Origin of the sequence: Mesorhizobium sp. M0189, assembly GCF_040322135.1 — a bacterium.
In the GTDB taxonomy this organism is placed as follows: domain Bacteria; phylum Pseudomonadota; class Alphaproteobacteria; order Rhizobiales; family Rhizobiaceae; genus Mesorhizobium.
On record NZ_JAMYSW010000004.1, the window covers coordinates 125,987 to 150,100 of the forward strand.

The 24,114-nt window shown below is 62.9% G+C and carries 21 protein-coding genes; 6 read left to right on the plus strand and 15 right to left on the minus strand.

What is annotated here, in order from left to right:
* Positions 1–92 precede the first annotated feature (92 nt).
* The 11 genes from NKJ09_RS08990 to NKJ09_RS09040 form a co-directional block, all read right to left on the minus strand.
* A complete protein-coding gene (locus NKJ09_RS08990) occupies positions 93–1,559 on the minus strand; it encodes a hypothetical protein (protein WP_352484386.1) in 1,467 nt (488 codons plus the stop codon).
* A 140-nt stretch (positions 1,560–1,699) separates the two neighbouring features.
* The gene (locus NKJ09_RS08995) at positions 1,700–3,097 is read right to left on the minus strand and encodes an NAD(P)(+) transhydrogenase (Re/Si-specific) subunit beta (protein WP_023718039.1); all 1,398 of its coding nucleotides are present in this window, start codon (positions 3,095–3,097) and stop codon (positions 1,700–1,702) included.
* Between the two features lie 6 nt (positions 3,098–3,103).
* The gene (locus NKJ09_RS09000; RefSeq protein WP_036244434.1) at positions 3,104–3,526 is read right to left on the minus strand and encodes an NAD(P) transhydrogenase subunit alpha part 2; all 423 of its coding nucleotides are present in this window, start codon (positions 3,524–3,526) and stop codon (positions 3,104–3,106) included.
* Positions 3,526–4,800, minus strand: a complete 1,275-nt coding sequence (locus tag NKJ09_RS09005) for a Re/Si-specific NAD(P)(+) transhydrogenase subunit alpha (protein WP_023718041.1) — start codon at positions 4,798–4,800, stop codon at positions 3,526–3,528. Before NKJ09_RS09005 ends, NKJ09_RS09000 begins: the two co-directional genes overlap by 1 nt.
* 81 nt (positions 4,801–4,881) lie before the next feature.
* On the minus strand, positions 4,882–5,106 hold the full coding sequence (locus NKJ09_RS09010) for an aa3-type cytochrome c oxidase subunit IV (RefSeq protein ID WP_023718042.1): 225 nt from the start codon (positions 5,104–5,106) through the stop codon (positions 4,882–4,884).
* A 244-nt stretch (positions 5,107–5,350) separates the two neighbouring features.
* Positions 5,351–5,500, minus strand: coding sequence for a DUF3096 domain-containing protein (locus tag NKJ09_RS09015; RefSeq protein ID WP_023718043.1), 150 nt, complete (start codon positions 5,498–5,500; stop codon positions 5,351–5,353).
* A gap of 109 nt (positions 5,501–5,609) precedes the next feature.
* Positions 5,610–6,293, minus strand: coding sequence for an N-acyl amino acid synthase FeeM domain-containing protein (locus NKJ09_RS09020; protein WP_245278538.1), 684 nt, complete (start codon positions 6,291–6,293; stop codon positions 5,610–5,612).
* Between the two features lie 244 nt (positions 6,294–6,537).
* Positions 6,538–8,850: a putative bifunctional diguanylate cyclase/phosphodiesterase gene (locus NKJ09_RS09025; RefSeq protein WP_023718046.1), complete on the minus strand. Its 2,313-nt coding sequence runs from the start codon at positions 8,848–8,850 to the stop codon at positions 6,538–6,540.
* A 152-nt stretch (positions 8,851–9,002) separates the two neighbouring features.
* On the minus strand, positions 9,003–12,482 hold the full coding sequence (locus tag NKJ09_RS09030) for an indolepyruvate ferredoxin oxidoreductase family protein (protein WP_352495207.1): 3,480 nt from the start codon (positions 12,480–12,482) through the stop codon (positions 9,003–9,005).
* A gap of 224 nt (positions 12,483–12,706) precedes the next feature.
* Positions 12,707–13,252 carry a hypothetical protein gene (locus tag NKJ09_RS09035; RefSeq protein WP_023718048.1) on the minus strand — a complete coding sequence of 182 codons (546 nt, stop codon included), beginning with the start codon at positions 13,250–13,252 and terminating at the stop codon, positions 12,707–12,709.
* Positions 13,245–13,868 carry a CGNR zinc finger domain-containing protein gene (locus tag NKJ09_RS09040; protein ID WP_352762639.1) on the minus strand — a complete coding sequence of 208 codons (624 nt, stop codon included), beginning with the start codon at positions 13,866–13,868 and terminating at the stop codon, positions 13,245–13,247. The genes NKJ09_RS09035 and NKJ09_RS09040 overlap by 8 nt, the downstream gene beginning before the upstream one ends.
* Before the next feature lie 160 nt (positions 13,869–14,028).
* Between NKJ09_RS09040 and NKJ09_RS09045 the strand changes: the two genes are divergently transcribed.
* From NKJ09_RS09045 to NKJ09_RS09065, 5 genes are all read left to right on the plus strand, one after another.
* A complete protein-coding gene (locus NKJ09_RS09045; RefSeq protein WP_352495208.1) occupies positions 14,029–14,934 on the plus strand; it encodes a branched-chain amino acid ABC transporter permease in 906 nt (301 codons plus the stop codon).
* A gap of 204 nt (positions 14,935–15,138) precedes the next feature.
* Complete coding sequence (locus NKJ09_RS09050) at positions 15,139–15,723, plus strand: TRAP transporter small permease subunit (protein WP_023718051.1); 585 nt, start codon at positions 15,139–15,141, stop codon at positions 15,721–15,723.
* Entirely contained in the window at positions 15,723–17,495 is a 1,773-nt protein-coding gene (locus tag NKJ09_RS09055) for a TRAP transporter large permease (RefSeq protein ID WP_031193698.1), read from the plus strand. The genes NKJ09_RS09050 and NKJ09_RS09055 overlap by 1 nt, the downstream gene beginning before the upstream one ends.
* A 16-nt stretch (positions 17,496–17,511) precedes the next feature.
* Positions 17,512–18,537, plus strand: coding sequence for a zinc-dependent alcohol dehydrogenase family protein (locus NKJ09_RS09060; protein ID WP_352495209.1), 1,026 nt, complete (start codon positions 17,512–17,514; stop codon positions 18,535–18,537).
* Positions 18,538–18,812: 275 nt separating this feature from the next.
* Entirely contained in the window at positions 18,813–19,187 is a 375-nt protein-coding gene (locus NKJ09_RS09065) for a VOC family protein (RefSeq protein WP_352484380.1), read from the plus strand.
* A gap of 150 nt (positions 19,188–19,337) precedes the next feature.
* Here NKJ09_RS09065 and NKJ09_RS09070 read toward each other — a convergent pair whose 3' ends face one another.
* Positions 19,338–20,447, minus strand: a complete 1,110-nt coding sequence (locus NKJ09_RS09070; protein ID WP_023718055.1) for a TRAP transporter substrate-binding protein — start codon at positions 20,445–20,447, stop codon at positions 19,338–19,340.
* A gap of 285 nt (positions 20,448–20,732) precedes the next feature.
* Between NKJ09_RS09070 and NKJ09_RS09075 the strand changes: the two genes are divergently transcribed.
* Positions 20,733–21,506, plus strand: a complete 774-nt coding sequence (locus NKJ09_RS09075) for a gamma-glutamyl-gamma-aminobutyrate hydrolase family protein (protein ID WP_352484379.1) — start codon at positions 20,733–20,735, stop codon at positions 21,504–21,506.
* Between the two features lie 6 nt (positions 21,507–21,512).
* Here the strand turns inward: NKJ09_RS09075 and NKJ09_RS09080 are convergent, their stop codons facing one another.
* The 3 genes from NKJ09_RS09080 to NKJ09_RS09090 form a co-directional block, all read right to left on the minus strand.
* Positions 21,513–21,908: a hypothetical protein gene (locus NKJ09_RS09080; protein ID WP_352484378.1), complete on the minus strand. Its 396-nt coding sequence runs from the start codon at positions 21,906–21,908 to the stop codon at positions 21,513–21,515.
* Between the two features lie 154 nt (positions 21,909–22,062).
* Positions 22,063–23,043, minus strand: a complete 981-nt coding sequence (locus NKJ09_RS09085; RefSeq protein ID WP_352495210.1) for a 2-hydroxyacid dehydrogenase — start codon at positions 23,041–23,043, stop codon at positions 22,063–22,065.
* The gene (locus tag NKJ09_RS09090; RefSeq protein WP_023676245.1) at positions 23,040–24,062 is read right to left on the minus strand and encodes a LacI family DNA-binding transcriptional regulator; all 1,023 of its coding nucleotides are present in this window, start codon (positions 24,060–24,062) and stop codon (positions 23,040–23,042) included. The genes NKJ09_RS09085 and NKJ09_RS09090 overlap by 4 nt, the downstream gene beginning before the upstream one ends.
* Positions 24,063–24,114: the final 52 nt, after the last annotated feature.

The window sequence follows — 24,114 nt, forward strand, 5'->3', positions numbered from 1 at the left end:
GCGAACTCGGTCCGCTTCGAAGATTACCCCGAAGCGGACCTTGCTTTGAGCTGTCGGCGCAGCATTGTCGTGCGTTGCTCGCCACCGACAGCTCAGTCCCCCAGCTTGCGGCCGAGATCGACCGCATCGCGCAGCACGGCAAGGTGCGAGCGCGGCACGCCGGACGGTGCGTTGGCCTCGACGCCGCTCGCCGTCAACGACCAGTAGAGCGTGTGTGTGAAGACGCGGCCGAGCGAGCCGCGCAGCTCGACCTGGATGTTTTCCACGCCCGGACCAAAGTTCTCCGTCATCGGCCCGGAGATCGGGTCGCCGGTCAACCAGCCATTGCCTCTGTCGAAAATGTTGGTCCAGCGCATCGCGGCAAACATCGCGCCATGATGCACCGCCCGCTGTGGCTTGCCCGAATGGCTGCGGCCTTCCTGATAGAGCATAGTCCCGCCCGCCGCCCTGTCGGCGATCGGCGGGCATGCCGAGAACAGCCGCTCGGCGATGCCGCGCCTGAACTCGGCAAGATTGTAGGTCACCAGAAACTCGCTGTGGGTCAGCGGACTGCCGAGCGTGACGAAATCGCTGATCTTCCACGGCAGCGGATGATCGGCGTCACTGTCGCGAAGCTGCCGGTAGAGTTCCCATTGGCCGCGCCGGAATGTGGGGAGGTCATCGAGGCGGTCGGGCCAGGCGGAAGCATCGGTGGCCAGCATCGCCTTATCGACGGCGTGGATCGCCTTCAGCCTCGCTCTGTCGCGAATGGCTTCCAGCTTTCGAGGCCTGAAATCGGCCCATAATATCTGCAACAGATCATAGGCTATGATCGACCCCAGGCTGTGCGAGACCAGCACGATGCGGTCGTAGGCGTCGTCCACCATAAGGCGCTTCAGCAGCTTGAGGCCACGCTCGCGGACCAGCGCGCGCTTCTCGACCGTCGCCGCTTCGGCCCGCACATAGGCGGCGGCATCGCCGAAATAGGGCAGGCCAAACTGGTCCACCGACCAGATAACGAACGACGCCAGGACGGTGACAAGCACGCCGGTCGTCCAGGAGATATAGCCTTGCCAGGCCGACGTTGCGAGCGCCAGCGCCGCGCCAAGGACGACGATGGTGGCCAAAAGCGTGACGACATAGAGTTTGCGCACATCGCGCGGAATATCGGCGGGCTTGCGCCAGAGCAGGGTCGTCACCCAGGCAGCAAGGCGGCTCCGGGTCGTGCCCTGGGTGATGTCGGCCCAGTAAAGCTCGTAGAAATCGGTGCGGCGGCCATCGACATCATACGGTGTGGTGATCCGGCGAAGCTCGTGCGAATTGGTCCGGCTGTCGGGCGTGATCCAGCTCTGGTTGATCTTCGCACCCATTGGGTCGGCCGGATCAGCGACATGGGCATAGAACGGAGCACGGGCCGGATCGTGGCTCCAAACGGCCTGGACAAATCCCCTCAACGTGTCCATGGGCCGCTGTTCGCCCATACCGTGCACGACCACCACCGCCTGGCTGCGCTTGCGCGGCACCTTCTCTGCTGCGGTCAGATCGGCGGCCGGCGACGCGGCAGAACCAGGGTCGGGCACAGCACCTCCACCGATGACGCCGTTAGACAAGACGACGGGTCGCTATCGTAGCTTCAGAACCGGTAACAGCCAAGAAAAAGCCCGGCGCGGAGCCAGGGCTGTATTTCGACGACCGGCAGTGAGTTGGCAACGACGCCGTTTCAGTGATCAATCGCCTTGACGATCTCCTCGGTCATCTTCTTGGCGTCGCCGAGCAGCATCATGGTGCCGTCCTTGTAGAACAGCGTGTTGTCGATGCCGGCATAGCCGGACCCGAGCGAGCGCTTGACGAACAGGCAGGTGCGCGCCTTGTCGACGTCGAGGATCGGCATGCCATAGATCGGCGACGATTTGTCGTCGCGGGCGGACGGATTGGTGACGTCGTTGGCGCCGATGACATAGGCGACATCGGCCTGCGCGAACTCAGAGTTGATGTCCTCCAGCTCGAACACTTCGTCGTAAGGCACGTTGGCTTCCGCCAAGAGCACATTCATGTGGCCGGGCATGCGGCCGGCCACCGGATGGATGGCGTATTTGACGTCGACGCCGTTGGCCTTGAGCTTGTCGGCCATTTCGCGCAGCGCGTGCTGCGCCTGGGCGACGGCCATGCCGTAACCCGGCACGATGATGACCTTTTGCGCATTCATCATCAGATAGGCGGCATCCTCGGCAGAGCCCTGCTTGACGGTGCGCTCGATGCCGTCGTCGGCAGCGGCTGATGTCTCGCCGCCGAAGCCGCCGAGGATGACCGAGATGAAGCTTCGGTTCATGCCTTTGCACATGATGTAGGACAGGATGGCGCCCGATGAGCCGACCAGCGCGCCGGTGATGATCAGCGCCAGATTGCCGAGCGTGAAACCGAGTGCCGCCGCTGCCCAGCCCGAATAGGAATTGAGCATCGATACGACCACCGGCATGTCGGCGCCGCCGATCGGGATGATGAGAAGGACGCCGAGCACGAGCGAGGCGGCAACGATCAGCCAGAACACCAGCTTGGACTCGGTGGTGACGAGCAGCATGATCAGCACAATGAGCGCTATGCCCAGGGCTGCGTTGATGAAGTGACGGCCGCCGATCATGATCGGCTTGCCCGACATGCGGCCGTCGAGCTTCAAGAAGGCGATGACCGAGCCGGTGAAGGTGATGGCGCCGATGGCAACGCCGAGGCTCATCTCGATCAGCGCCTGGGCATGGATATCGGCGACGGTGCCGATGCCGAAACTTTCCGGCGCATAGATGGCGGCGGCCGCCACCATGACCGCGGCAAGACCGACCAGCGAGTGGAAGGCGGCGACCAGCTGCGGCATCGAGGTCATGGCAATGCGCCGTGCCGTGACCGCACCGACCGAGCCGCCGATGGCGAGGCCGAGCACGATCAGCGCAAAGCGGCCGGCGGAAGGGGTGGCCAGCGCCAGCGTCGTGACAATGGCGATGCCCATGCCGATCATGCCGTACATGTTGCCCTGGCGGCTGGTGGTCGGATGCGACAGGCCGCGCAATGCCAGGATGAACAGGATGCCGGAGACCAGATAGAGGAAGGAGGCGAAGTTGGCGTTCATAGCGGCCTACTTTTCCTTCTTCTTGTACATGGCCAGCATGCGCTGGGTGACGAGGAAGCCGCCGAAGATGTTGACCGATACCAGCATCAGCGCAACAAAGCCGAAGCCGGTGGCGATGCCCGAGGCCGAGATGCCGACGGCAAGCAACGCGCCGACGACGATGACGGAGGAAATGGCGTTGGTGACCGCCATTAATGGCGTGTGCAGCGCCGGCGTGACCGACCAGACGACGTAGTAGCCGACGAAGATCGCCAGCACGAAGATGGCGAAGCGGAAGACGAAGGGATCGATCGCGCCGCCGGACAGCGCGTGCGCGGCGTCACCAGCGGCCTCGGTGCCGGGCGCGGTGGCCAGGTTCTGTACCGCAAGGCGGACGGCAGCTGTGGCCTGGTCGAGCTGGTCGAGGGCTTTCTGCAGGGTCTGATCCATCACGCGATCCCTCCGGTGGTCTTGGGCTTCCTCGAAGCGGCCGGCCTCTTCGCAGCCGGCTTCGCCGAAGCCTCGGCAACCATCGTCTTGGCCGGAATGGCCGGCGGTTCGACATGTTGGCCCTTTGGCGGCTCCTGCTCAGCCCTGACGAAGGCGGGATGCACGACCTTGCCGGCATCGGTCAGCATGGTTGCCTTGACCAGCTCGTCGTCGCGGTTGATGGCAAGCGTCTTCGTCGCCTTGTCAACCAGCGTCTCGAGGAAGGCATAGAGGTTTCTCGCATAGAGCAGCGAGGCGGAGGCGGCGACGCGACCGGGAACGTTGAGATGGCCGACGATCTTTACCCCGTTGGCGGTGGTCACCACCTGCCCCGGAACGGCGCCCTCGACGTTGCCGCCACGCTCGACCGCAAGGTCGACGATCACCGAGCCGGGTTTCATCGAGGCGACCATCGCCGCCGAAACCAGCTTCGGCGCTGGCCGGCCGGGGATGAGCGCCGTGGTGATGACGATGTCCTGCTTGGCGATGTGCTCGGCGGTCAGCGCCGCCTGCTTGGCCTGATACTCCTTCGACATTTCCTTGGCGTAGCCGCCGGCCGTCTCGGCCGCCTTGAATTCCTCGTCCTCGACCGCCAGGAACTTTGCGCCGAGCGAAGCAACCTGCTCCTTGGCAGCCGGGCGCACATCGGTGGCGGTGACCACGGCGCCGAGGCGGCGCGCGGTGGCGATGGCCTGCAGACCGGCGACGCCGACGCCCATGATGAAGGCCTTCGCCGCCGGTACCGTGCCAGCCGCCGTCATCATCATCGGCAACGCCCGGTCATATTCGGCAGCCGCGTCGATCACCGCCTGATAGCCGGCGAGGTTCGCCTGGCTGGATAGAACGTCCATCGACTGGGCGCGGGTGATGCGCGGCATGAACTCCATGGAAAAAGCAGTAGCACCGGCCCTGGCCAACGCGGCGACGCCGGCATCGTTGCCATAGGGATCCATGATGGCGATCACGGCAGTGCCCGGCCGATAGACTTTCAGCTCGGCATCGCTCGGCCGGCGCACCTTCAGCACGACATCAGCCCTGGAAACATCGCCGGCCTTGCCGATCGCGGCGCCGGCCTTGGCAAACTCCTCGTCGGGAATGCGCGACGCCGCGCCGGCGCCAGCTTCGACGACCACGTCGAAACCCAGCGCCGCCAGCCGCTTCACCGTGTCGGGCGAGGCCGCGACGCGCGGCTCGTTCGCGTCGAGCTCACGAGGGATGAAAACCGTCTGTCCCACCGCATGATCCTTTCGGCCGCAACCCGTTACCGCAAGACGCCGGCCGGCCCCCGGCGGCGTCCTCGACAAAAATTGGAGGAGTTATCGGAGAATAAAGGCGCCGACGGCCAGGATCAGAACGAACAGGATGGTCCCCGAGAAGAAGCCGCCCACAAAGAAGCCGAACGCCATGGCCAGAAGCACTGCGGCGCAAAACAGCGACCCGTATTTGGCCAGCATCAGGAAGCCGGCATAGGTGCGGTCGTGCTCGGCATAGTCCATCTTCGCGCCCAGTTCGACAGGACCGGTCGGCGTGTGTTCAGCCATAGGAATACCCCTTCGAAGACATCTTTCAGGCACATAGCGAAAAGCCGCGTTAAGGGCAATGGCGCTATTGCCGCATCGCCGCAGCGTCGCAGCCAACAGTCTCAAGCGAAACTTGAAATCGCTGCGTCAATGATGTGCCGCAACGTGCGCAGCGGCTATGACTGACCCAACCCCTGAAACGAGGCGGGTCGGAGCGCGGCGATACCAATCACAATGGATGGCAGGTCCGCTATTGCCGATGTCGTTAGCTGGCGAGATGCGGGAACAGCCCGAGCAGGCCGACAACGATCAGATAAAGGGCGACGATATAATTGAGCAGCCGCGGCATCACCAGGATCAGCACGCCTGCAATCAGCGAGATAAGCGGGGTAAGGGCGAGTGTCGAAATGGTCATATCGGTTCCTTGGATCGGATCGCTATCGAAGCGATGCTTGGCGGATGCCAGCCTACCACCAGCACCTTGCCCAGAACGCCGAAGCTACCGGAAGGCTCCATGGGCTCGTTCAGGCGGCTTCGCGAAAATACTTGGCGGTAGGCAGGATGGTCAGCGGAGCGAGTTCGCCGGCACCGGGCGCATTGAATAACATACGCTGCTCCATTGGCGTCGAACGGAAGAATGGAAAGCGCGACAGCGACCGTTCGCGAATAGCGCCAACATCAGCACGGTAGAGCACGACCTTGTTATAGACGCCAGGATAGGCACGAGGCTCACTGATCTTCTCGGCGTAGTAGATCCGCTTGTAGAAGCCGGCGTGATCCTCGCGGATGGTCGAAAGGCAATAGGGCGCGTTGAAGTGAAAACATGCCATGCCGGCGAGCCGCAGCGTGAGATAGGGTATCTGCGGATAGACGCGCGACCATTCCGGGTCGGAGGCGAACCGACTGGGGCAGACGAAGCTCATGCCCTCCTCGAGCATCGGCATGACGATGTCACCGAAAGCTTTGGTGGAAGGCGATCTTGGCGTCGACAGCGTTACGTGATGAATACGCAGTGTGCTGACGAGTTCCTGGTCGATGTAGACACCGAACCGGAAGACGTTAGGCACCTCGTCGAGTTCGTCGTGAATGGTGTGGTTCTCGTTATCGGGAACCATATCGTTGGAACGGTACGACTTGTAGCGCAGGCGATAGATGTCCTCGAGATCCTCGCCCTTGTCGCAACGGCGGTATTCCGTCCGCTCCAGCATCGCCGAAACATTCCTGGCGAAACTAGACATAGTTTCGGACGAATTTTCACCGCCCGCGCTCGCCGCATGGCCGAGCGAACTCAACTGGGCACACATGAACTCTATTCCCCGCGATTACCGCCACCAGCCGACACTACGGACGGGTCATGAGATGTAAAGATGAAAATAAGTACGAGCTCGTTTACCGCTCGTTAAGGTTAACAATTAATAAAATTATACTAAAATACGCGGTTTTCAGCGCAAATCAGCGCCGCGGCGCCTTCCTTGCGGTCTGGATGTCTTTGGCGAATGGCCAGACGGTGCTTGACATCGTCTCGATGCCGGACGCGCTGAGTGCCGACCCGAACAGAAAGCCCTGGACCAGGTCCGGCTTGACCTGCAATGCTAGGATCTTGAGCTGTTCGAAGGTCTCGACACCTTCGACGGTAACCGAAAGTCCCAGCGGCCGTGACAGGTTGACGATGCCCTTGAGCAATTCGAGCGACCGGCTGTTCTGGGTAACGTCGATCAGGAACGAGCGATCGATCTTGATCTTGTCGAGCGGCAGTTTGTGGAGATAGCTGAGGCTCGAATAACCGGTACCGAAATCGTCGAGCGCGATGCGAACGCCGAGCCGCTTCAATTCCTCGATATATTGGCGTGTCAGCGACTTGTCATCGAGCAGCGCCGTCTCGGTGACCTCGATCTCGAGGCGGTCGGCCGGCAGACCGGAACCGGCCAGCGCATCGCGAACCTTCTGGATGACATCACGATTGCGGAAATCCTTGGCCGAGAGATTGACCGACACGCTGGTCTGGGCCGGCCATTTGGCGCATTCCGTGCAGGCCGCATGCAGGACGAAAGTGCTGATGTCGGAAATGATGCCCATTTCCTCCGCAAGAGGAATGAAGATACCGGGGGAGATCGGCCCGAGGTCGGGATGATCCCAGCGGCACAGCGCCTCGCAACTGGCGATCCGCATCGTGTTCATCGCGACGATCGGCTGGTAGACGACTCGCAGCTCCTTGTTTTCCACCGCACTGCGCAGATCCGCCTTCATCAGCTGGCGGCTGCGGAAGGCAGCGTCCATGGAGGCCTCGAACAGCCGCCAGCCGTTCTTGCCAAGCTCCTTTGCCTTGTAGAGTGCAAGGTCGGCCTTGACGATCATGGCATCGACGTCGGTATCCCTGACCCGCGAGAGCGCCGCACCTCCGCTGGCCTGGATGCGCAATCCGTGGCCGGCGACATCGACCTCGCCCTGTAGATTGACAAAGATCTCATCAACCTGGCCGGTCAGATGGCTTTCATCTTCGATGCGTTCGAAGAAGATCATGAACTCGTCGCCGCCGAAGCGGCTGACGGTGATACCTGGCCCGGCGATCGCGGCCAGCCGCTCAGCGACGGCGTAGATCAAACCGTCACCGACCGGATGGCCGAGCGTATCATTTACGCTCTTGAAATCGTCGAGGTCGAGCACGACCAGCCCGCAGAGACGGTCCGGATCGCCCGAGGCCATGGCCTCCACGACCAGCTCATGGAAATAGGCGCGATTGGGCAGACCGGTGAGACTGTCGTAGCGCGCCATGAAGCGGATCTTGTCCTCCGCCTCGACGCGGGCGGTCACATCCTCGAAAGTGATGACGCCCAGTTCCTGGCTGCCTTCCCGGGCAGAAAATTCATAGTGCTGGCCGTTGGCGAGCGAGACCAGAACCTTGCGGTCGCGGCCCTCGCGCAGGGCGCGCGTCAGTTGGGCTTCGATGTAGCGGCAATCCTTCGGCGCCAGCATGCCGCCGGCAACGCCGCGCATCAGCAGACCGTGGATCGACCGTCCGAGCAAGGCATCCGGCGATTTGAGCGACATCAGGTGCGCGGCTTCGGCATTGGCCACCGCTACCCGGCCGTCCGGACCGAGCATGACAAGACCATGCGACATGGTGTTGAGGGCGCGGTTGAAACGCTGTGCGATGCGGTTCGCCTTTTTTTCCTCCGAGACGGCGGCAAAAAGCACGTCGCGGACCGTGTCGGCGAATTTGCGAATAGCAAACAGGAATGGGGCGGACAGGAGCCCGAGAAGGATGTGGTAGATATCGCCACGTAAAAGGAACCCCAACGAGATCGGCCACGTCAAGGCAAGCGTCAGGATGGTGACCATGCGCGGGGAGCCATAGTTGCGCCCGGCAATGGAGGTGGCCGTGGCCAGCGTCAGGCAGACGGAGGCGATCTCAGCGAAATTGTCGCGCGCAAAATAGATGCCAAGCAGGCAGAAGGCGCCAAGCGTGAGCCCGTGCAAGGAGCCATAGAGGATGTAGTCGTTCTCGCGCTTGTGCGCCTCTTCCCAGGTCGCCGGCGGGGGCAAGCTGTTGTATTTGCGGAAGTTTCTCATACGGAAGATGCCGACGAGAACCATCGCGATCGCGACAAGCAGATAAAGCGGGTCGCCGCTTTTCCACCAGACAAGGCCGATCAGGAAGGTCTGCGCGACAATGCCGATCGAAAGCGTAACGCCGTCGCGAAACAGAGTTTCCACGAACGGAATGTAAACGTCGACCGGAATCTCGTTTTGTCTTTTCAGATTCACGCCTGGATCCCAACCCTTGGGAACCCAGCAGTGTCACATTGGCCTTAAGAAAGGTTTAGAGAGGCGGTTAGAGACCTGCCGGGATCCCCCGCTGACGCTGCGGAAACAGGGAAACTACCGTTCAGGTAAACAAGGCGTATCACGGTGCGGAATCATTCGGCGGCTTGAAGCTGCGGCCGCAGTGGCGCCGTCGAAAGGCGGTCGAGCAGACGCTGGCGTTCGCCGGCGGCTTTTTCGGCACTGGCCCGCTTGACGTGGCCATAGCCGCGGATGAGCGCCGGCACCGAGACAAGCGCGGCAGCGGCCTCGATCTTGCCCGGTGCCAGCGCGCCGGCGACAAGCTCCAGGTCGGCTTCATAGATGGCAAGAAGCTGCCGCTCCATACGCCTCTCGGCGCTGTAGCCGAACAGGTCGAAAGCGGTGCCGCGCAGGCCCTTCATCGCCGCCAGCAGGCGGAACCCGTTCATCATCCACGGACCAAAGCTCGATTTCTTCGGCTTGCCGTCACTGCCGCGCCTGCCCATGATCGGCGGTGCGAGATGGAATTCGAGCCTGTCGTAACTCTGGAACTGCTTTGCGAGACCTGCGGCAAAGGAGCCGTCGGTATAGAGCCGCGCCACCTCGTATTCGTCCTTGATAGCCATCAGCTTGAACAGGTTCTTTGCGGCAGCTTCGGTCACCACGGTCGAACCGGGCACGAGCTTGGTTTCGGCCTTACGCAGCGCTGCCAGTCTGTCGGCATAGCGCTTACCATAGGCGGCGTTCTGATAGGCGGTCAGGAAGGCGACGCGGCGGGCAATGATGTCGTCCAGCGTCTCGGCAATCGCGGCAGGCTGCGTGGCCTTGCCCGGCTGGGTGAGAAGGCCGCGCACGAAATCCGGCTGGTGGGCGGCGCGGCGACCCCAGCGAAATGCCGCGATATTCATCGCCACCGCCTCGCCGTTGAGCTCGATTGCCTTCTCGACCGCCTCGTCCGACAGCGGCAAGCCGCCGTGCTGGAAGGCGAAGCCGAGCATAAACATGTTGGCGCCGAGCGAACTGCCGAACAGCGCGGTGGCGGTGTGGGTCGCGTCGAAGAAATGCGCCTTGTCGTCGCCCGCGGCAGTTCTTATCGCTTTCTTCAGCCGCTCGATAGGCAGCGAGAAATCGGCCGAACGGGCGAACTCGCCCGGCATGATCTCGGCGGTGTTGGCGAGGAAGATGGTATGGCCTTCGCGCACCGCGGCCAGCACCTTCTTTGCACCCGAAACGACGAGATCGCAGCCAAGCACGAGATCGGCCTTGCCGGCCGATACGCGAATGGCGTGGATGTCGTCCGGCGTGCGGGCAATACGGACATGGGTGAACACGGAGCCGCCCTTCTGGGCGAGGCCGGCCATGTCGATCATGCCGCAGCCCTTGCCTTCGAGGTGGGCTGCCATGCCGAGCACCGCGCCTATGGTGACGACGCCGGTGCCGCCGACACCGTCTATGATCGCCGCCCAGCCTTGTTCACCGAGTGTAAATTGCGCCGGCGCCGGCACCCCAGCGAGCGGGTCGGCCGTGCCGGCTATGCCTTCGGCTTTCCTGATTTTGGCGCCGTGGACGGTGACGAAGGACGGGCAGAAACCATTGACGCAAGAGAAGTCCTTGTTGCAGCTCGACTGGTCGATCTTGCGCTTGCGGCCGAATTCGGTCTCGACCGGCTGGATCGAGACGCAATTCGACTGCACGCCGCAATCGCCGCAACCTTCGCAGACCAGCTCGTTGATGAAGATGCGCTTGTCGGGATCGGGGAAGGTGCCGCGTTTGCGGCGGCGGCGCTTCTCGGCGGCGCAGGTCTGGTCGTAGAGCAGCACCGAGACGCCCTTGACCGAACGCAACTCGCGCTGGACGAGATCGAGGTCGTCGCGGTGGTGGATGGTGGCGCCGGCGGGAAATTCCACCTTGCCGGTATATTTGTCCGGCTCGTCGGTGACGATGGCGATGCGCTCGACGCCCTCGGCGCGCACCTGCCTGGCGATCATGTCCACCGTCAGGCCGCCCTCGTGCGGCTGCCCGCCGGTCATCGCGACGGCGTCATTGTAGAGGATTTTGTAGGTGATGTTGGCGTCGGTCGACAGCGCGAAGCGGATCGCCAGCACACCCGAGTGGTTGTAGGTCCCATCGCCCAGATTCTGGAAGATGTGCTCGCGCTTCGAGAACGGCGCCTGGCCGACCCACTGCGCGCCCTCGCCGCCCATGGCAGTGAAGCCGACGGTGTTGCGGTCCATCCACAGCGCCATGAAATGACACCCGATTCCGGCGGCGGCGAGCGAGCCGTCCGGCACCTTGGTCGAGGAATTGTGTGGGCAGCCGGAGCAGAAGAAGGGCGTGCGCGAGGCGATGTCTGACGTGTCGGCCAGCATCGCCTGGAACTGGCGCAATTTCGCCACCCGCGCGGCAATTTCTTCCGACGGGCCGATCGTTAGCAAGATCCTCTCGCCGAGTGCGATGGCAATGTCGTTGGGGTCGAGCGCGCCCTTGGCCGGGAACAGCCAGTCGCCGCGTTCGTTTTTCTTGCCGACGATGACCGGCTGCGTGGCGGTGCCGTAAAGGTTCTCGCGCAGTTGCACCTCGATCAGCGAGCGTTTCTCCTCGACGACAACGATGGTGTCTAGGCCGCGAGCAAAGTCGGCGATGTGCTGCAGGTCGAGCGGCCACGGGCAGCCGACCTTGAACAGCCTGATACCGATACGATTGGCGGCCACTTCGTCGATGCCTATGTCTTCGAGCGCCTGCCGAACGTCGAGATAACTCTTGCCGATGGTGACGATGCCAAGCTTCGGGCTGCTGCCGCCTGAATAGACGATCCGGTTCAGCCCGTTGGCGTGGATGAAGGCCGAAGCAGCGGCGCGCTTGTATTCATGCAACCGCTCCTCCTGGCCGAGCATGTCGATCTCGTTACGGATGTTGAGGCCGCCGGGCGGCATGTCGAAGTCCGGGATGACGATATCTAGCCGGTCGAGCGCGGCATCGACCGAGGCCGTCGATTCGATGTTGTCCTTGACGCATTTGATCGCCGCCCAGGTGCCGGCAAAACGCGACATGGCAAAGCCGTAGAGGCCGTAGTCGATGATCTCCTGGACACCGGCCGGATTGAGGATCGGCACCATGGTGTCGACAAACAGGAACTCGGTGGCATGCGCGTTGGTCGAGGATTCGGCCATGTGGTCGTCACCCATCAGGGCCAGCACGCCGCCATGTTTCGACGAGCCGGCGAGATTGGCGTGACGGAACACGTCGCCGGAGCGGTCGACGCCCGGACCCTTGCCGTACCAGACCGAAAAAACGCCGTCACGAGTGCCCTCGCCCAGCAATTCGGCCTGCTGCGAGCCCCAGCAGGCGGTGGCGGCGAGCTCCTCGTTGAGACCGGGCTGGAAGACGATGTCCGACTGCGCGAGCTGGTCCCGGGCCTTCCACAGCTGCATGTCGAGGCCGCCGAGCGGCGAGCCGCGATAGCCGGAGACGAAACCGGCGGTGTTCAGGCCAGCCCGGCGGTCGCGCTCGCGTTGCATCAGAAGCATGCGGATGACTGCTTGGGCACCCGACAGGAAGATGCGCTCCTTTGCCAGGTCGAACTTGTCGTCGAGCGCGACATTGTGCAGCGTCATCAGGCATTTCCTGTGCGGAAGCCGCACCTGGAGGGTGCGCGGCCAACGTCGGAGTCAAGTACCTATAGTCTTTCTTCCCTTGCCGGGGAGGTCAAACAAAATCGAAGCCGCCAGGCGGTCCGCAACAAATCATCAACGCCGCGCCCGCCGGCGTAAGAAACCGCGCGTCGGCTGTTTTCGACAGCAATAAAATTCCGCGCCATCCGATGCCGTCGAAAAATGCGTCAGAGACCTTTCGAACAGTCGGGCTTAGGTTCGTTCGGCAACTTGCCGTCCGGGTGGCCGGCAAGGTCCGGATTGGGCGTATAAAGCTGATCGATGACCAGCGGCCGGTCGGGCAGGACGGACTGGTCCTCCGTCGACATCAGAGTGGTGTCGATCTTCTGGAGGATCGTGCCGTCAGCGTCCTTGATGCTGATCGCGATCGCGTAAGGCTTGTCCTTGACGACGCATTGAAGCGCCGGACTCTCCAGCGTCACCTTGTCGAGCTTCGGCCAGATTTTCTGCTCGACTGCCAGCGGCTCGCCGCCGGCCGGGTTTTGGAAGCTGGCGACCGCGACCTGCCCCTCCCCCATCGGCCGCAACGGCCGCAGCGTAACGAGGTAGGTCGCCCTGGCGAGGCGATAGTTGAACACGAATATCTTGCCTGAAATCTCGAACAATTTGCCATCGCCGTTGTCGTCCGTGCCCGTCTCGCGACAGGCGCCGAGCGCTGCAGCCACAATCAGCGCAACCCCGACAACGATCGAGCGCGAAAACAGCCTAGCCATTCTGGACCTCGCCATTGTGGACCTCGTTCGCCGCCGTCCGGCGGCGATAGTGACGGTTTGCCTTCTGGCGGTTGCCGCATACCGCCATGTCGCACCAAAGGCGGCTGGAATTGCGGCTTCGGTCGACAAACAGCCAGCTGCAGTTGGGACAAATCCTCAGCCTGGCGATGGTGTCGCCGCGCAGCAGCGACAGCGCCGAGACCGCCAATGCCGCCTCAAAGGCGATCGGCGTCGCCGGGTCGCCGAACGGTTTTCCAAGCGTCCCGATTTCGGTGCGGCCATGGGCGAGGCCGTCGGCGCAGGCTTCCAGGAATTCAGGCATGTCGGCGGTGGCGATCGCACCTTTCGACACCGCGCGGCGAAACAGCCGATCGGTGGTTTCGCGGATCGACAGTACCACCGGCGCGATCTTGTCCGGCGACGGGGCCTCCAGCCGCCTGCCGCCGCGCTCGGCGGCGCGAAAGCCGCTGGCGGCTTCGGCAAAGCGGGCAATCTCGGCGGGATCGTCGAAACGGTCGAAGGTCTTCTCCGGATGGTGCCGCAGCACAACGGTGTTCGCCGTGTCGAGCGCAAGCATGCCGCCGGTGAAGCGGTGCGGAGTCCAGGATACCGTCATGCGATGAAATCTAACCGATAAATCGCATTTGACAAGTTAGATTCCGAGTGCAACGCTCTTCACGGCTGCGAGCGCCGCGGCTTGTAGCACTTTGATTTTGTGCATGATCCCAGCGAAAGTCGATTTCCGATTATTCGGAGCCATGCACCGAGGATTTTGCATGCTCTATTTCTTCCAGCAGGTTCTGAACGGGCTGCATTCGGGCGCGCTCTACGCACTGCTTGCCTTCGGCTATGTGCTGACTAACGGCATCCTGCACCGCACCAATCTTGCCTATGGCGCGCTGTTCGCCTTTTGCGGGCAAACGATGATCCTCACCGCGGCATTCGGCTATCAGGCACTGTGGCTGACGCTGCTTGCATCGGTCGCGCTCGGCATAGTTGCGGCGTTTCTCTACGCGGCGCTGATCAGCCACGTTCTGTCACGAAGCATCTTCGAACCCTTGGCCGACCGCTCGCCCAATGCGATCGTGGTGACAACGCTCGGTATATTGCTGGTCTTGTCGGAAGCCAGCCGCATCGCCGCCAACACCCACGATCTGTGGTTGCCACCGATGCTGGCCCAGACCATCGTCTTCGCGCAGAGTGCCAGCTTCAAGGCGACGTTGACGCTGATCCAGTTGCTCGATTGCGCTGCCGTGCTGGCGGCCATTGCGCTGGCTGCGTGGGGCTTCACACATTCGAGCTTCGGCCGCAGTTGGCGCGCCGTTTCCGACGATCCCAAGGCTGCTGCGATGTGCGGTGTCGATGTCCGCGCGGTGTTTCGGCGTGCGGTGCTTTTCGGCGGCCTTTGCGCTGCGCTGGCCGGCGTGCTCGCCGGCTTCTACTACGGCAACATCAGCTTCGGCACCGGCCTGGTCTACGGGTTGAAGATCCTGTTCGTGACGGCAGTAGGCGGCTATCTTTCGCCGCTGCGGGCGGCACTGGGCGCCGCCGCTTTCGGCATGGCCGAATCGCTATGGGCCGGCTATTTCCCGCTCGAATGGCGCGATGGCTGGATGTACCTGTTCCTCGTCGCCATGCTTGTGCTGATCGGCGCCGGCCGCGACCAACAGAAGATCGCCTGAGCCGCACCCGACTTTGGTTGGTGAAAGAGCCGCATGTCCTTGGACATGCAAAGGACGCGGCAGCTTTTTTGCCGGTCGTCACCTCACAACTGTGTTTATGCGGGCAGGCCCGTGTTGACCCGCCGAACCACGCACTGCATACCGTTGGTCCACAGCGGCGCAACGGACAGGGAACCGCCGCGCTCTGACACAAGGGAGGAATGCATGGCAGGGCTTCTCGCTCTTTCCAGAACCATTGACCGTTTGAACGAATTCATCGGCAAATGGGTATCGTGGCTGATCCTGCTCGCAATTCTGGTAAGCGCCGCTAACGCCGTCATCCGCAAGCTGTTCGACATGTCCTCGAACGCCTGGCTGGAATTGCAGTGGTATCTGTTCGGCGCCGCCTTCATGCTGGCCGCCGCCTACACGCTGAAGCAGAACGACCATATCCGCATCGACATCGTCTACGGCATGTTCTCGCGCCGCGTGCAGCACTGGATCGACCTTTTCGGTCACGTCTTCTTCCTGATGCCGTTCGTGACATTGATGGTGGTCTATTTCGTTCCCTATGTGTCGCTGTCGTATCGCAGCGGCGAGATGTCGAACAATTCCGGCGGGCTGATCATCTGGCCGGCGAAGGCGATCCTGCTGGTCGGCTTTTTCCTGCTTGCGCTGCAGGGCATTTCCGAAATCATCAAGAAAATCGCCATCATGCGCGGTCATATGGACGATCCCACTCCATTCATATCGGTGCATGAACAGGCCGAGCTAGAAGCCAAGGCGCTCGTCGAAGAGGTGCGCTCGTGATCGAGTTCATCGCCCAGAACATGGCGCCGATCATGTTCGCCTCGCTGATCTTCTTCCTGCTGATCGGCTACCCCGTCGCCTTCTCGCTTGCCGCCAACGGCCTGATGTTCTTCTTCATCGGCGTGCTGCTGTCGCCATATTCGGGCGGCTCGATCAACCTCGCCTGGCCGTTGCTGCACGCGTTGCCGGACAATTTCTACGGCAGCCGGGTGATGTCGAACGACACGCTGCTGGCGATCCCGTTCTTCACCTTCATGGGCATCGTGCTCGAACGATCCGGCATGGCCGAAGACCTGCTCGACACGATCGGCCAGTTGTTCGGACCGGTTCGTGGTGGCCTGGCCTATGCCGTGATTTTCGTCGGCGCGCTGCTGGCCGCGACGACCGGCGTGGTGGCGGCTTCCGTCATTGCCATGGGGCTGATTTCGCTGCCGATCATGCTGCGCTACGGCTACGACCGGCGGCTGGCATCCGGCGTCATCGCAGCATCGGGCACGCTCGCCCAGATCATCCCGCCGTCACTGGTGCTGATCGTGCTGGCCGACCAGCTCGGCCGCTCGGTCGGCGATATGTACAAGGGGGCGCTGATCCCCGGGCTCATTTTGACCGGCATCTACATGCTCTACATCCTGCTCATGTCGATCGTCCGGCCGAAGTCGATGCCGGCACTGCCGCTGGAGGCCCGCACGCTCGGCCACGGTGTGCTGTCGCTGCTGGCGGCGCTCCTGGCGGCGGTGGTGGTTTCCTATGCCGCGTATCGCTACCTCGCGCCAAACCATGGCGGCAATGCCGATATCCTCGGCGCCACCATCGGCGTGATCTTCATCTATGTCGTGGCGATCATCGACCAGCGCCTGAAGATCAACCTGATGTCGAGGTTGGCACAGCAGGTGATCATCGTGCTGATCCCGCCACTGGCGCTGATCTTCCTGGTGCTGGGTACCATTTTCCTCGGCATCGCCACGCCGACGGAAGGCGGCGCCATGGGCGCCGTCGGCGCGCTGGCGATGGCGGCGATGAAGGGGCGGCTGTCGCTCGACGTGGTCAAGCAGGCGCTGGCCTCAACGACGCGGCTGTCGTCCTTCGTGCTGTTCATCCTGATCGGCGCGCGGGTGTTCTCGCTGACCTTCTACGGCGTCAATGGCCACATCTGGGTCGAGCACCTGTTGACGTCGCTGCCGGGCGGTGAAGTCGGTTTCCTGATTGGCGTCAACATCCTCGTCTTCGTGCTCGCCTTCTTCCTCGATTTCTTCGAGCTCGCCTTCATCATCGTGCCGCTTTTGGCGCCGGCGGCCGACAAGCTCGGCATCGACCTGATCTGGTTCGGCGTGCTGCTCGGGGTTAACATGCAGACCAGCTTCATGCATCCACCGTTCGGCTTCGCGCTGTTTTATCTGCGCTCGGTCGCCGCACGCGTGCCCTATCTCGACCGGCTCACCGGCAAACAGATCGCGCCCGTCACCACCGGGCAGATCTATTGGGGCGCAGTGCCGTTCGTCTGTATCCAGGTGATCATGATCGGCCTGACCATCGCCTTCCCGCAGATGGTGATGCACTACAAAGGCGCCGTCGTCGATCCAGCGACGATCGACATCAAGGTGCCGGAGATGCCCAGCCTGTCGCCGCTCGGCACGCCGCCGGCCGGTGGCAGCACGGCACCCGCTGCGCCCGGCGCGCAGGACCTGTCGCAGCCGCCAAGCTTCGACGAAAAGCCGCCCGCGAAACCGGCGGCACCGGCAACCGATCTGTCGCAACCACCGAGTTTCAATTGACGAAGGCCCGGCAGCCATGAAGGCGGTGCGACTGGAGCGAGTGGGCGGCCTCGCCGTGTGCGAGGTCGAGAAACCGACTGCCGGACCGGACGAGCTGCTGGTGCGGATCGAGGCGTGCGGCGTCTGCGGCACCGACCGGCATCTTTTCCATGGCGAATTCCCGTGCACGCCGCCGGTGACTCTCGGCCATGAATTCTCCGGCATCGTCGAGGCGATCGGACCTGCCGTATCCGGCTTTGCCGTCGGCGACCGCGTCACCGGCGATCCCAACATCGCCTGCGGCCGGTGCGCGCATTGCCAGGCCGGCCGGGTCAACCTCTGCGGCAATCTGCGTGCCATCGGCATCCATCGCGATGGCGGCTTTGCCGAATATCTTGCCCTGCCGCAGAAACAGGCTTTCGTCCTGCCAGGCGATCTGGCGCCGACGCATGGTGCGTTCTGCGAGCCGCTCGGCTGCTGCCTGCATGGCGTGGACCTTGCCGCGATCAGACCAGGTTCGTCGGTTGCCGTGCTCGGCGGCGGCGTGATCGGCCTGCTCACCGTTCAACTGGCAAAGCTCGCCGGTGCGACGACCATCATCCTGTCGACGCGCCAGGCCTCGCGGCGCGCCCTTGCCGAGGAACTTGGCGCAACGGCGACGGTCGATCCCAGCGCTTCCGACATCACCGACGCGATCGTCGGCCGGTCGGGTTTGATGCCGGGCGGCGTCGACGTGGTGTTCGAATGCGCCGGCGTGAAAGACACCGTCGAGCAGGCGATGCGGCTGGCCAAGGCGGGCGGCACAATTGTCGTCGTCGGCGTCATGCCGCAAGGCATGAAAGCGGCGTTCGAACCGTTCGACCTGCTGTTCCGCGAGTTGAAGGTCCTGGGCTCCTTCCTCAATCCCTTTACCCATCGCCGGGCCGCCGATCTCATCGCCTCGGGTGCGATCGAGGTAGACCGGCTGATATCGCGACAAGTCGACCTCGACGAGGCGGTGGCGATCATTGCCAACCCGTCGGCACCAGGTGAGGTCAAGGTCCTGGTAGTGCCTCAGGGCTGATCGATCGGGCCAGTTGCCACCGGCGGGGCGACCGGTTACAGAAACTACGCCGAAAAAGACATTGCCGGTTCGGTAGTCCGGCTCTTCCCGTCCTGAGCACGATGCTCGGGGAAGCCTGTTCGCCACATTACTTGTGGGAGAACCCGCGGCCGGCAAGCGAGGCGAAACTCGCGAGCCGGTCGGGTCACGTCCGGATTTTCGGATGTAGCGGTCCCGCCGGTTTGCGCTCTTCGGTCGAAGCCTGTCCGCATTCAACCCGTGGCAGGAGACGCATCATGAAACTGAACCACATAAATCTCGTCACCACCGAAGTTGCCGGCCTTGCCCGCTTCTTCACCAGCCATTTCGGCTTTGAATTTGTCGCCGTGCGCGGCAAGGACGCCTTCGCGGTTCTGCGTGGCATCGATGGCTTCATCCTCAATCTGATGAAGCCGGGGAAAGGCGAGCCCGCCAGCTATCCGGACGGCTTTCACGTTGGCTTCTTCGTCGGCAAGCCGGAGTTTGTGCATGCAAAGCGAGCCGGGCTTGCCGATGCCGGCCTGCAACCGGGCGAGGTCCAGCAGCTAATGCGCGGCCGCATCCAGTCGACGACGTTCTATTGCCATGCGCCGGGTGGAGTACTGGTCGAAGTCAGTGCGTCCGAAGGCTGACAGGGAAGGACCGCGGGGCGTGGCTCGCGGTCCTTTGACGAGATCCATCAAACGCCTGGAGCGGAATGCATTCAAACCAAACGGGACATCCGCTTTGTTTTAGCCCTTTTCTGCGACGCCGAGTGGAGCCACTCGGCGTCGCAGAATATTCTAGAGCTTGCCGTTGCGCTGCTGGACCATCATGAAGGTGTCGTAATTGTACTCGGCCACCTGCGCCCAGAGATAATGCTCCTTGCGGAACGCCTTGATCGAGTCCCAGATCTTCTTGAACGGCGCGTTCGAGGCTTCCATCTCGGCATAGACTTCGTTGGCCTTTTCGAAACAGGCGGCCATGATCTCCTGGCTGAACGGGCTCAACTTGGCGCCGCCGGCAACCAGCCGCTTCACCGCCGCCGGGTTGAGGTAGTCGTATTTCTGCAGCATGTTGGCGTCGGCCGCTTGGGCGGCAGTGTGCACCAGCGACTTGTAAGCCGGCGAAAGTTCGTCGTATTTCGCCTTGTTGAACATCAGATGGACGGTCGGTCCACCTTCCCACCAGCCGGGATAGTAGTAATAGGGCGCAACCTTGTAGAAGCCGAGCTTCTCGTCGTCGTAGGGGCCAACCCATTCGGCGGCGTCGATCGTGCCTTTTTCCAGCGCCGGATAAATGTCGCCACCGGCGATCTGCTGCGGAACTACGCCGAGCCTTTGCACCACTTTGCCGGCAAAACCACCGATACGCATCTTGAGGCCGGAAAGGTCGGCGACCGTTTTGATCTCCTTGCGGAACCAGCCGCCCATCTGCACGCCGGTATTGCCGCCCGGCAGCCCGAACAGACCCTGCGTCGCCAGGAACTCGTTGAACAGATCGATGCCGCCGCCATGATAGTGCCAGGCGTTTATGCCGCGCGCGTTGAGCGAAAACGGAACCGCCGCCCCCAGCGCCCAAGTCGGGTCCTTGCCCCAGTAATAGTATGCCACCGTATGGCAGGCCTCGACGGTGCCGGCAGTGGTGGCGTCGGCGGCCTGCAGGCCGGGAACGAGTTCGCCGGCGGCGAAGACCTGGACCTGGAAGTTGCCGTCGGTCGCCTCCGACAGCATCTTGGAAAACACTTCGGCGCCACCATAGATCGTATCGAGCGACTTCGGGAAGGACGACGCCAGCCGCCAGGTCACTTTCGGGTTGGACTGGGCGATGGCCGGCGCAGCAAGTGTCGCGGCAGCGGCCGCGGCGCCGAAACCGGTGGTGCCGGCCTTGCGGATGAACGAACGACGATCCATGAAGTTCCTCCCTTTTGGATCAACTGACCGACATTCAGGACGCTTCGGGGCCCGGATCGGCTTCGAGCCCGACAATACACAGGCAAGGAGTCGAGTCCAGCGTGGCAGCCCGGTTTGAGTGGCGCATTTCGGGGAAATTCACGGCGTTGGGGCAGATCTTGCAACTATAGTCTAAGGTCGATTAACTGGCCTACGCGACACGCCGAAACTTGCCATGGAAATGCGCCTTCGGATCGCCTATTTTGCAGGCAGATAATTCGTTGCACCCGATGGGATCCGGACCAAATGCACCAGCCGCTCGTCGCCATATCGACCGACGTCCGCCAGTTCGACAATTACATCTGGCATGCCGCGCCACAGCAATATCTTGAAGCGGCGCTTTCGGGTGCAGGCGTGTTCCCGCTGCTGGTACCGTCCTTCGGCGACCGGCTCGACTTCGATGAACTGCTTTCCGCCGTCGACGGCGTCATGGTCACCGGTTCGAAGTCCAACGTTCATCCCTCGCTCTATGGCGGTGACGCCAGCGAAGCCAATGGTCCTTACGACTCCGCCCGCGACGCGACGACGTTGCCACTGATCCGCCGGGCGGTGGAGCGCGGGGTACCGCTGCTCGCCATCTGCCGCGGAATCCAGGAGATGAATGTGGCACTGGGCGGCACGCTGGCGACCGAAATCCAGGAACGCGTCGGTTCGCTCGACCATCGTGCGCCGGCAAGCGACAATCAGGACGAACGCTTCGCCATCCGCCAGAGCGTGTCGATAAAACCCGGCAGCTGCCTGGCCGGGGTCTTCGGCGCCGGCGACATCCTGGTCAATTCGGTGCATCGCCAGGCCATCGATCGGCTTGGCCCGAAGCTGCAGGTCGAAGCGGTCGCCGCCGACGGCACTGTCGAGGCGGTTTCGGTCAAGGACGCCCGCGCCTTCGCTGTTGGCGTGCAGTGGCATCCAGAGTACTGGGTCGAATCTGACAACATCTCGGCAAAGATTTTCCGCGCCTTCGGCGACGCTGTACGTCTGCATCAGGCGGCGAAATCGGGCGCGCGCGCAGCGGCAGAATAGCGCTCGTCAGTTGCCGGCCGACGCCAGCGATAGCAGCGGCAGCGCCGGCGCGTAGGATTCGTAACCGTCGCCATCGGCGACTGAGAACATGACGATTGGATCGGTGCCGTTGGCGCTGAATGTGACCGTGCCGTCATTCTGCTCTCGCCAGAACTTCGCCTGCTCGACACCGGGCAACACCCGGCGGCAATTCGCGGCGACCGTCAACAGCGACAAGCCTTGCGAAATCTCGGCGCCACGGCTGACCGCACAAGACGCCTCGTCACCATGGGCTACCAGCCGGTAGTTGCCGGATGAAGGTGGTGACTCACTGGCTGCACGGCTTTCACCGCTACCGGCATAAAACAGCTGGACGCTGCCGAACAGCACAGCAACCGCCATCAATGCAGGAAGCGTTTTCATCCTGTTTCTCCGCGCATTTCAAGCGCGCCGCGTTCGAAGAGATCAGGAGGCGCGCTTCATCTTGCTGTCATGTGCTGTCAGGCGGACAGACACTAGGAAGGGACCAGAATGATTCCGAAGGGTTAAGCTGAAGTTAATAGATATGGCAGCCCGCTTACGGCCTTGCCTTGACATTTGCCGTCTCCGGCACCGGCGTCAGTGCCTTGCGCTGCGAAAACCACGAGACCAGATTGTCGACGCATAGGTCCGCCATGGCGCGGCGGGTGTGCTGCGAGGCGGAGCCGACATGTGGCAAAAGCGAGGTGTTGGGCGCGGCAAGCAACGCCGCTGGCACATTCGGCTCGTCGGCAAAGACGTCTAGCCCGGCAGCGGCGATGCTGCCGCTGGCAAGTGCGGCGGCAAGGGCTGGCTCGTCGACCGTGCTGCCCCGGCCGATATTGACGAAGACGCCGTTCGGCCCAAGAGCCGAGAGGATTTCGGCATTGACTGCCCTTTCCGTCGCGGCCCCGCCGGGCGCCACCGAGATCAGTGTGTCGACCGCCTCGGCGAGACCTTTCAGCGTCGGGTGATAGTCATAGGACAGGCCTTCGACGCGGCGCCGGTTGTGGTAGGCGATGGGCAGCCCGAAAGCGTCGAGCCGGCGGGCAATGGCGAGGCCGATGCGGCCCATGCCAAAGATACCGACATGGCGCCCGCGCAGGGTCAGCCGGCTCAGCGGATAGTTGCCTTTGCGCAGCCAACTTCCGTCGCGCAGCCAGGCCTCGGCGCGCGGCAGTTCGCGGATGGTGTTGATCAGCAAGCCGAGCGCCGTATCGGCGACCTCTTCGGTCAGCACATCCGGGGTGTTGGTGACCATGATGCCGCGCTGTACGGCGTGGCGGACATCGACAGAATCATAGCCGACGCCGAAATTGGCGATGATCTCGAGCTTTGGCAGCGCGTCCATCAACGCGGCGCTTATGCCGCCGAAGGCGGCTATGCCGCGCACCGTACGGCGCATGTCGTCGGTGACCAGCGACGGATCGGCGCCTTCGATCTGGACGCGGCTGAACGCCCCGTCGATGCGGCCGACCGCATGGTCGTTGAACTGGCCCGGCACCAGAATGGCGACAGCTTGCTGTTCGGTTTTTGTCATGCACGTTCCACCGGTTTGCCGGTCGACTGGCGCACATGCAGTTCCGGCTTGATCAGTTCCTGCGACGGCCGCACCGTCTGTCCGTTGAGTTTGTCGAGCAGCGCGCTGGCGGCGCGGCGGCCAACCTCGCGCTGGCCGTTCCAGACCGTGGTCAGTGCCGGCGTCGCGATCGCCGCTTCCTCGAGGTCGTCATAGCCGGTAACGGAGATGTCGATGCCCGGCACCAGCCCCGCGCGCGCAATGCCGTTCATCAGGCCGATGGCGACGAGGTCGTTCCAGCAGCAGGCCGCGGTAGGCCTGTCTTTCAGCGCCAAGAACTGCCCGGCAGCCTCGAAGCCGGCCTGCTTGGTGCGCGGGCCGGCGATACGCCATGACGGCCTGACCTCGAGCCCTGCCGCCTCCATGGCGTTGACATATCCCTGATAACGGTCGCGGCCGGTCGACGTCTGGTCGGTACCGCCGATCATGGCGATGCGCTTGTGGCCAAGCGAGATCAGATGATTGGTAGCAAGCCCGGTGCCATAGGCATCGTCGCCGCGAAACACCGGCACGTCGGCACCTTCGACGGTGCGTGCAATCAGCACTGCCGGGAGACCGTTCTCCTCGGCCATGATTATGTCTTCGGGCGGTGTGCCGATGGCCGGCGACATGATGACGCCGTCAGCGCCGAGCTGCAGAAGCGTGTCGATGAAGGTGCGCTGTTTCTCGAGTTGGTCGTAGTGGTTCGACAGGATGAAGGTCTGCCGGCTGCGGTCGAGTTCGCTCTCGATCGAACGCAGTATCTCGGCAAAGAACGGGTTCATGATGTCGTGGACGACGACGCCGACAATGCCCGAGCGTGAGGTGCGAAGGCTGGCGGCGCGGCGGTTGTAGATATAGCCGATGGCGCGTGCATGTTCCTTGATACGGTCGCGGGTGCCGCCGGCGACCAGCGGGCTGTCGCGCAAGGCCAGCGAGACCGTGGCCGTGGACACGCCGAGCGCATCCGCGATGGTCGAAAGCTTGATCTTCTGTGCCAGCGCCCTGCGCTCCCGAAGCAATTTAAACTGTTTAAAGGCCGGCTCTTATGCC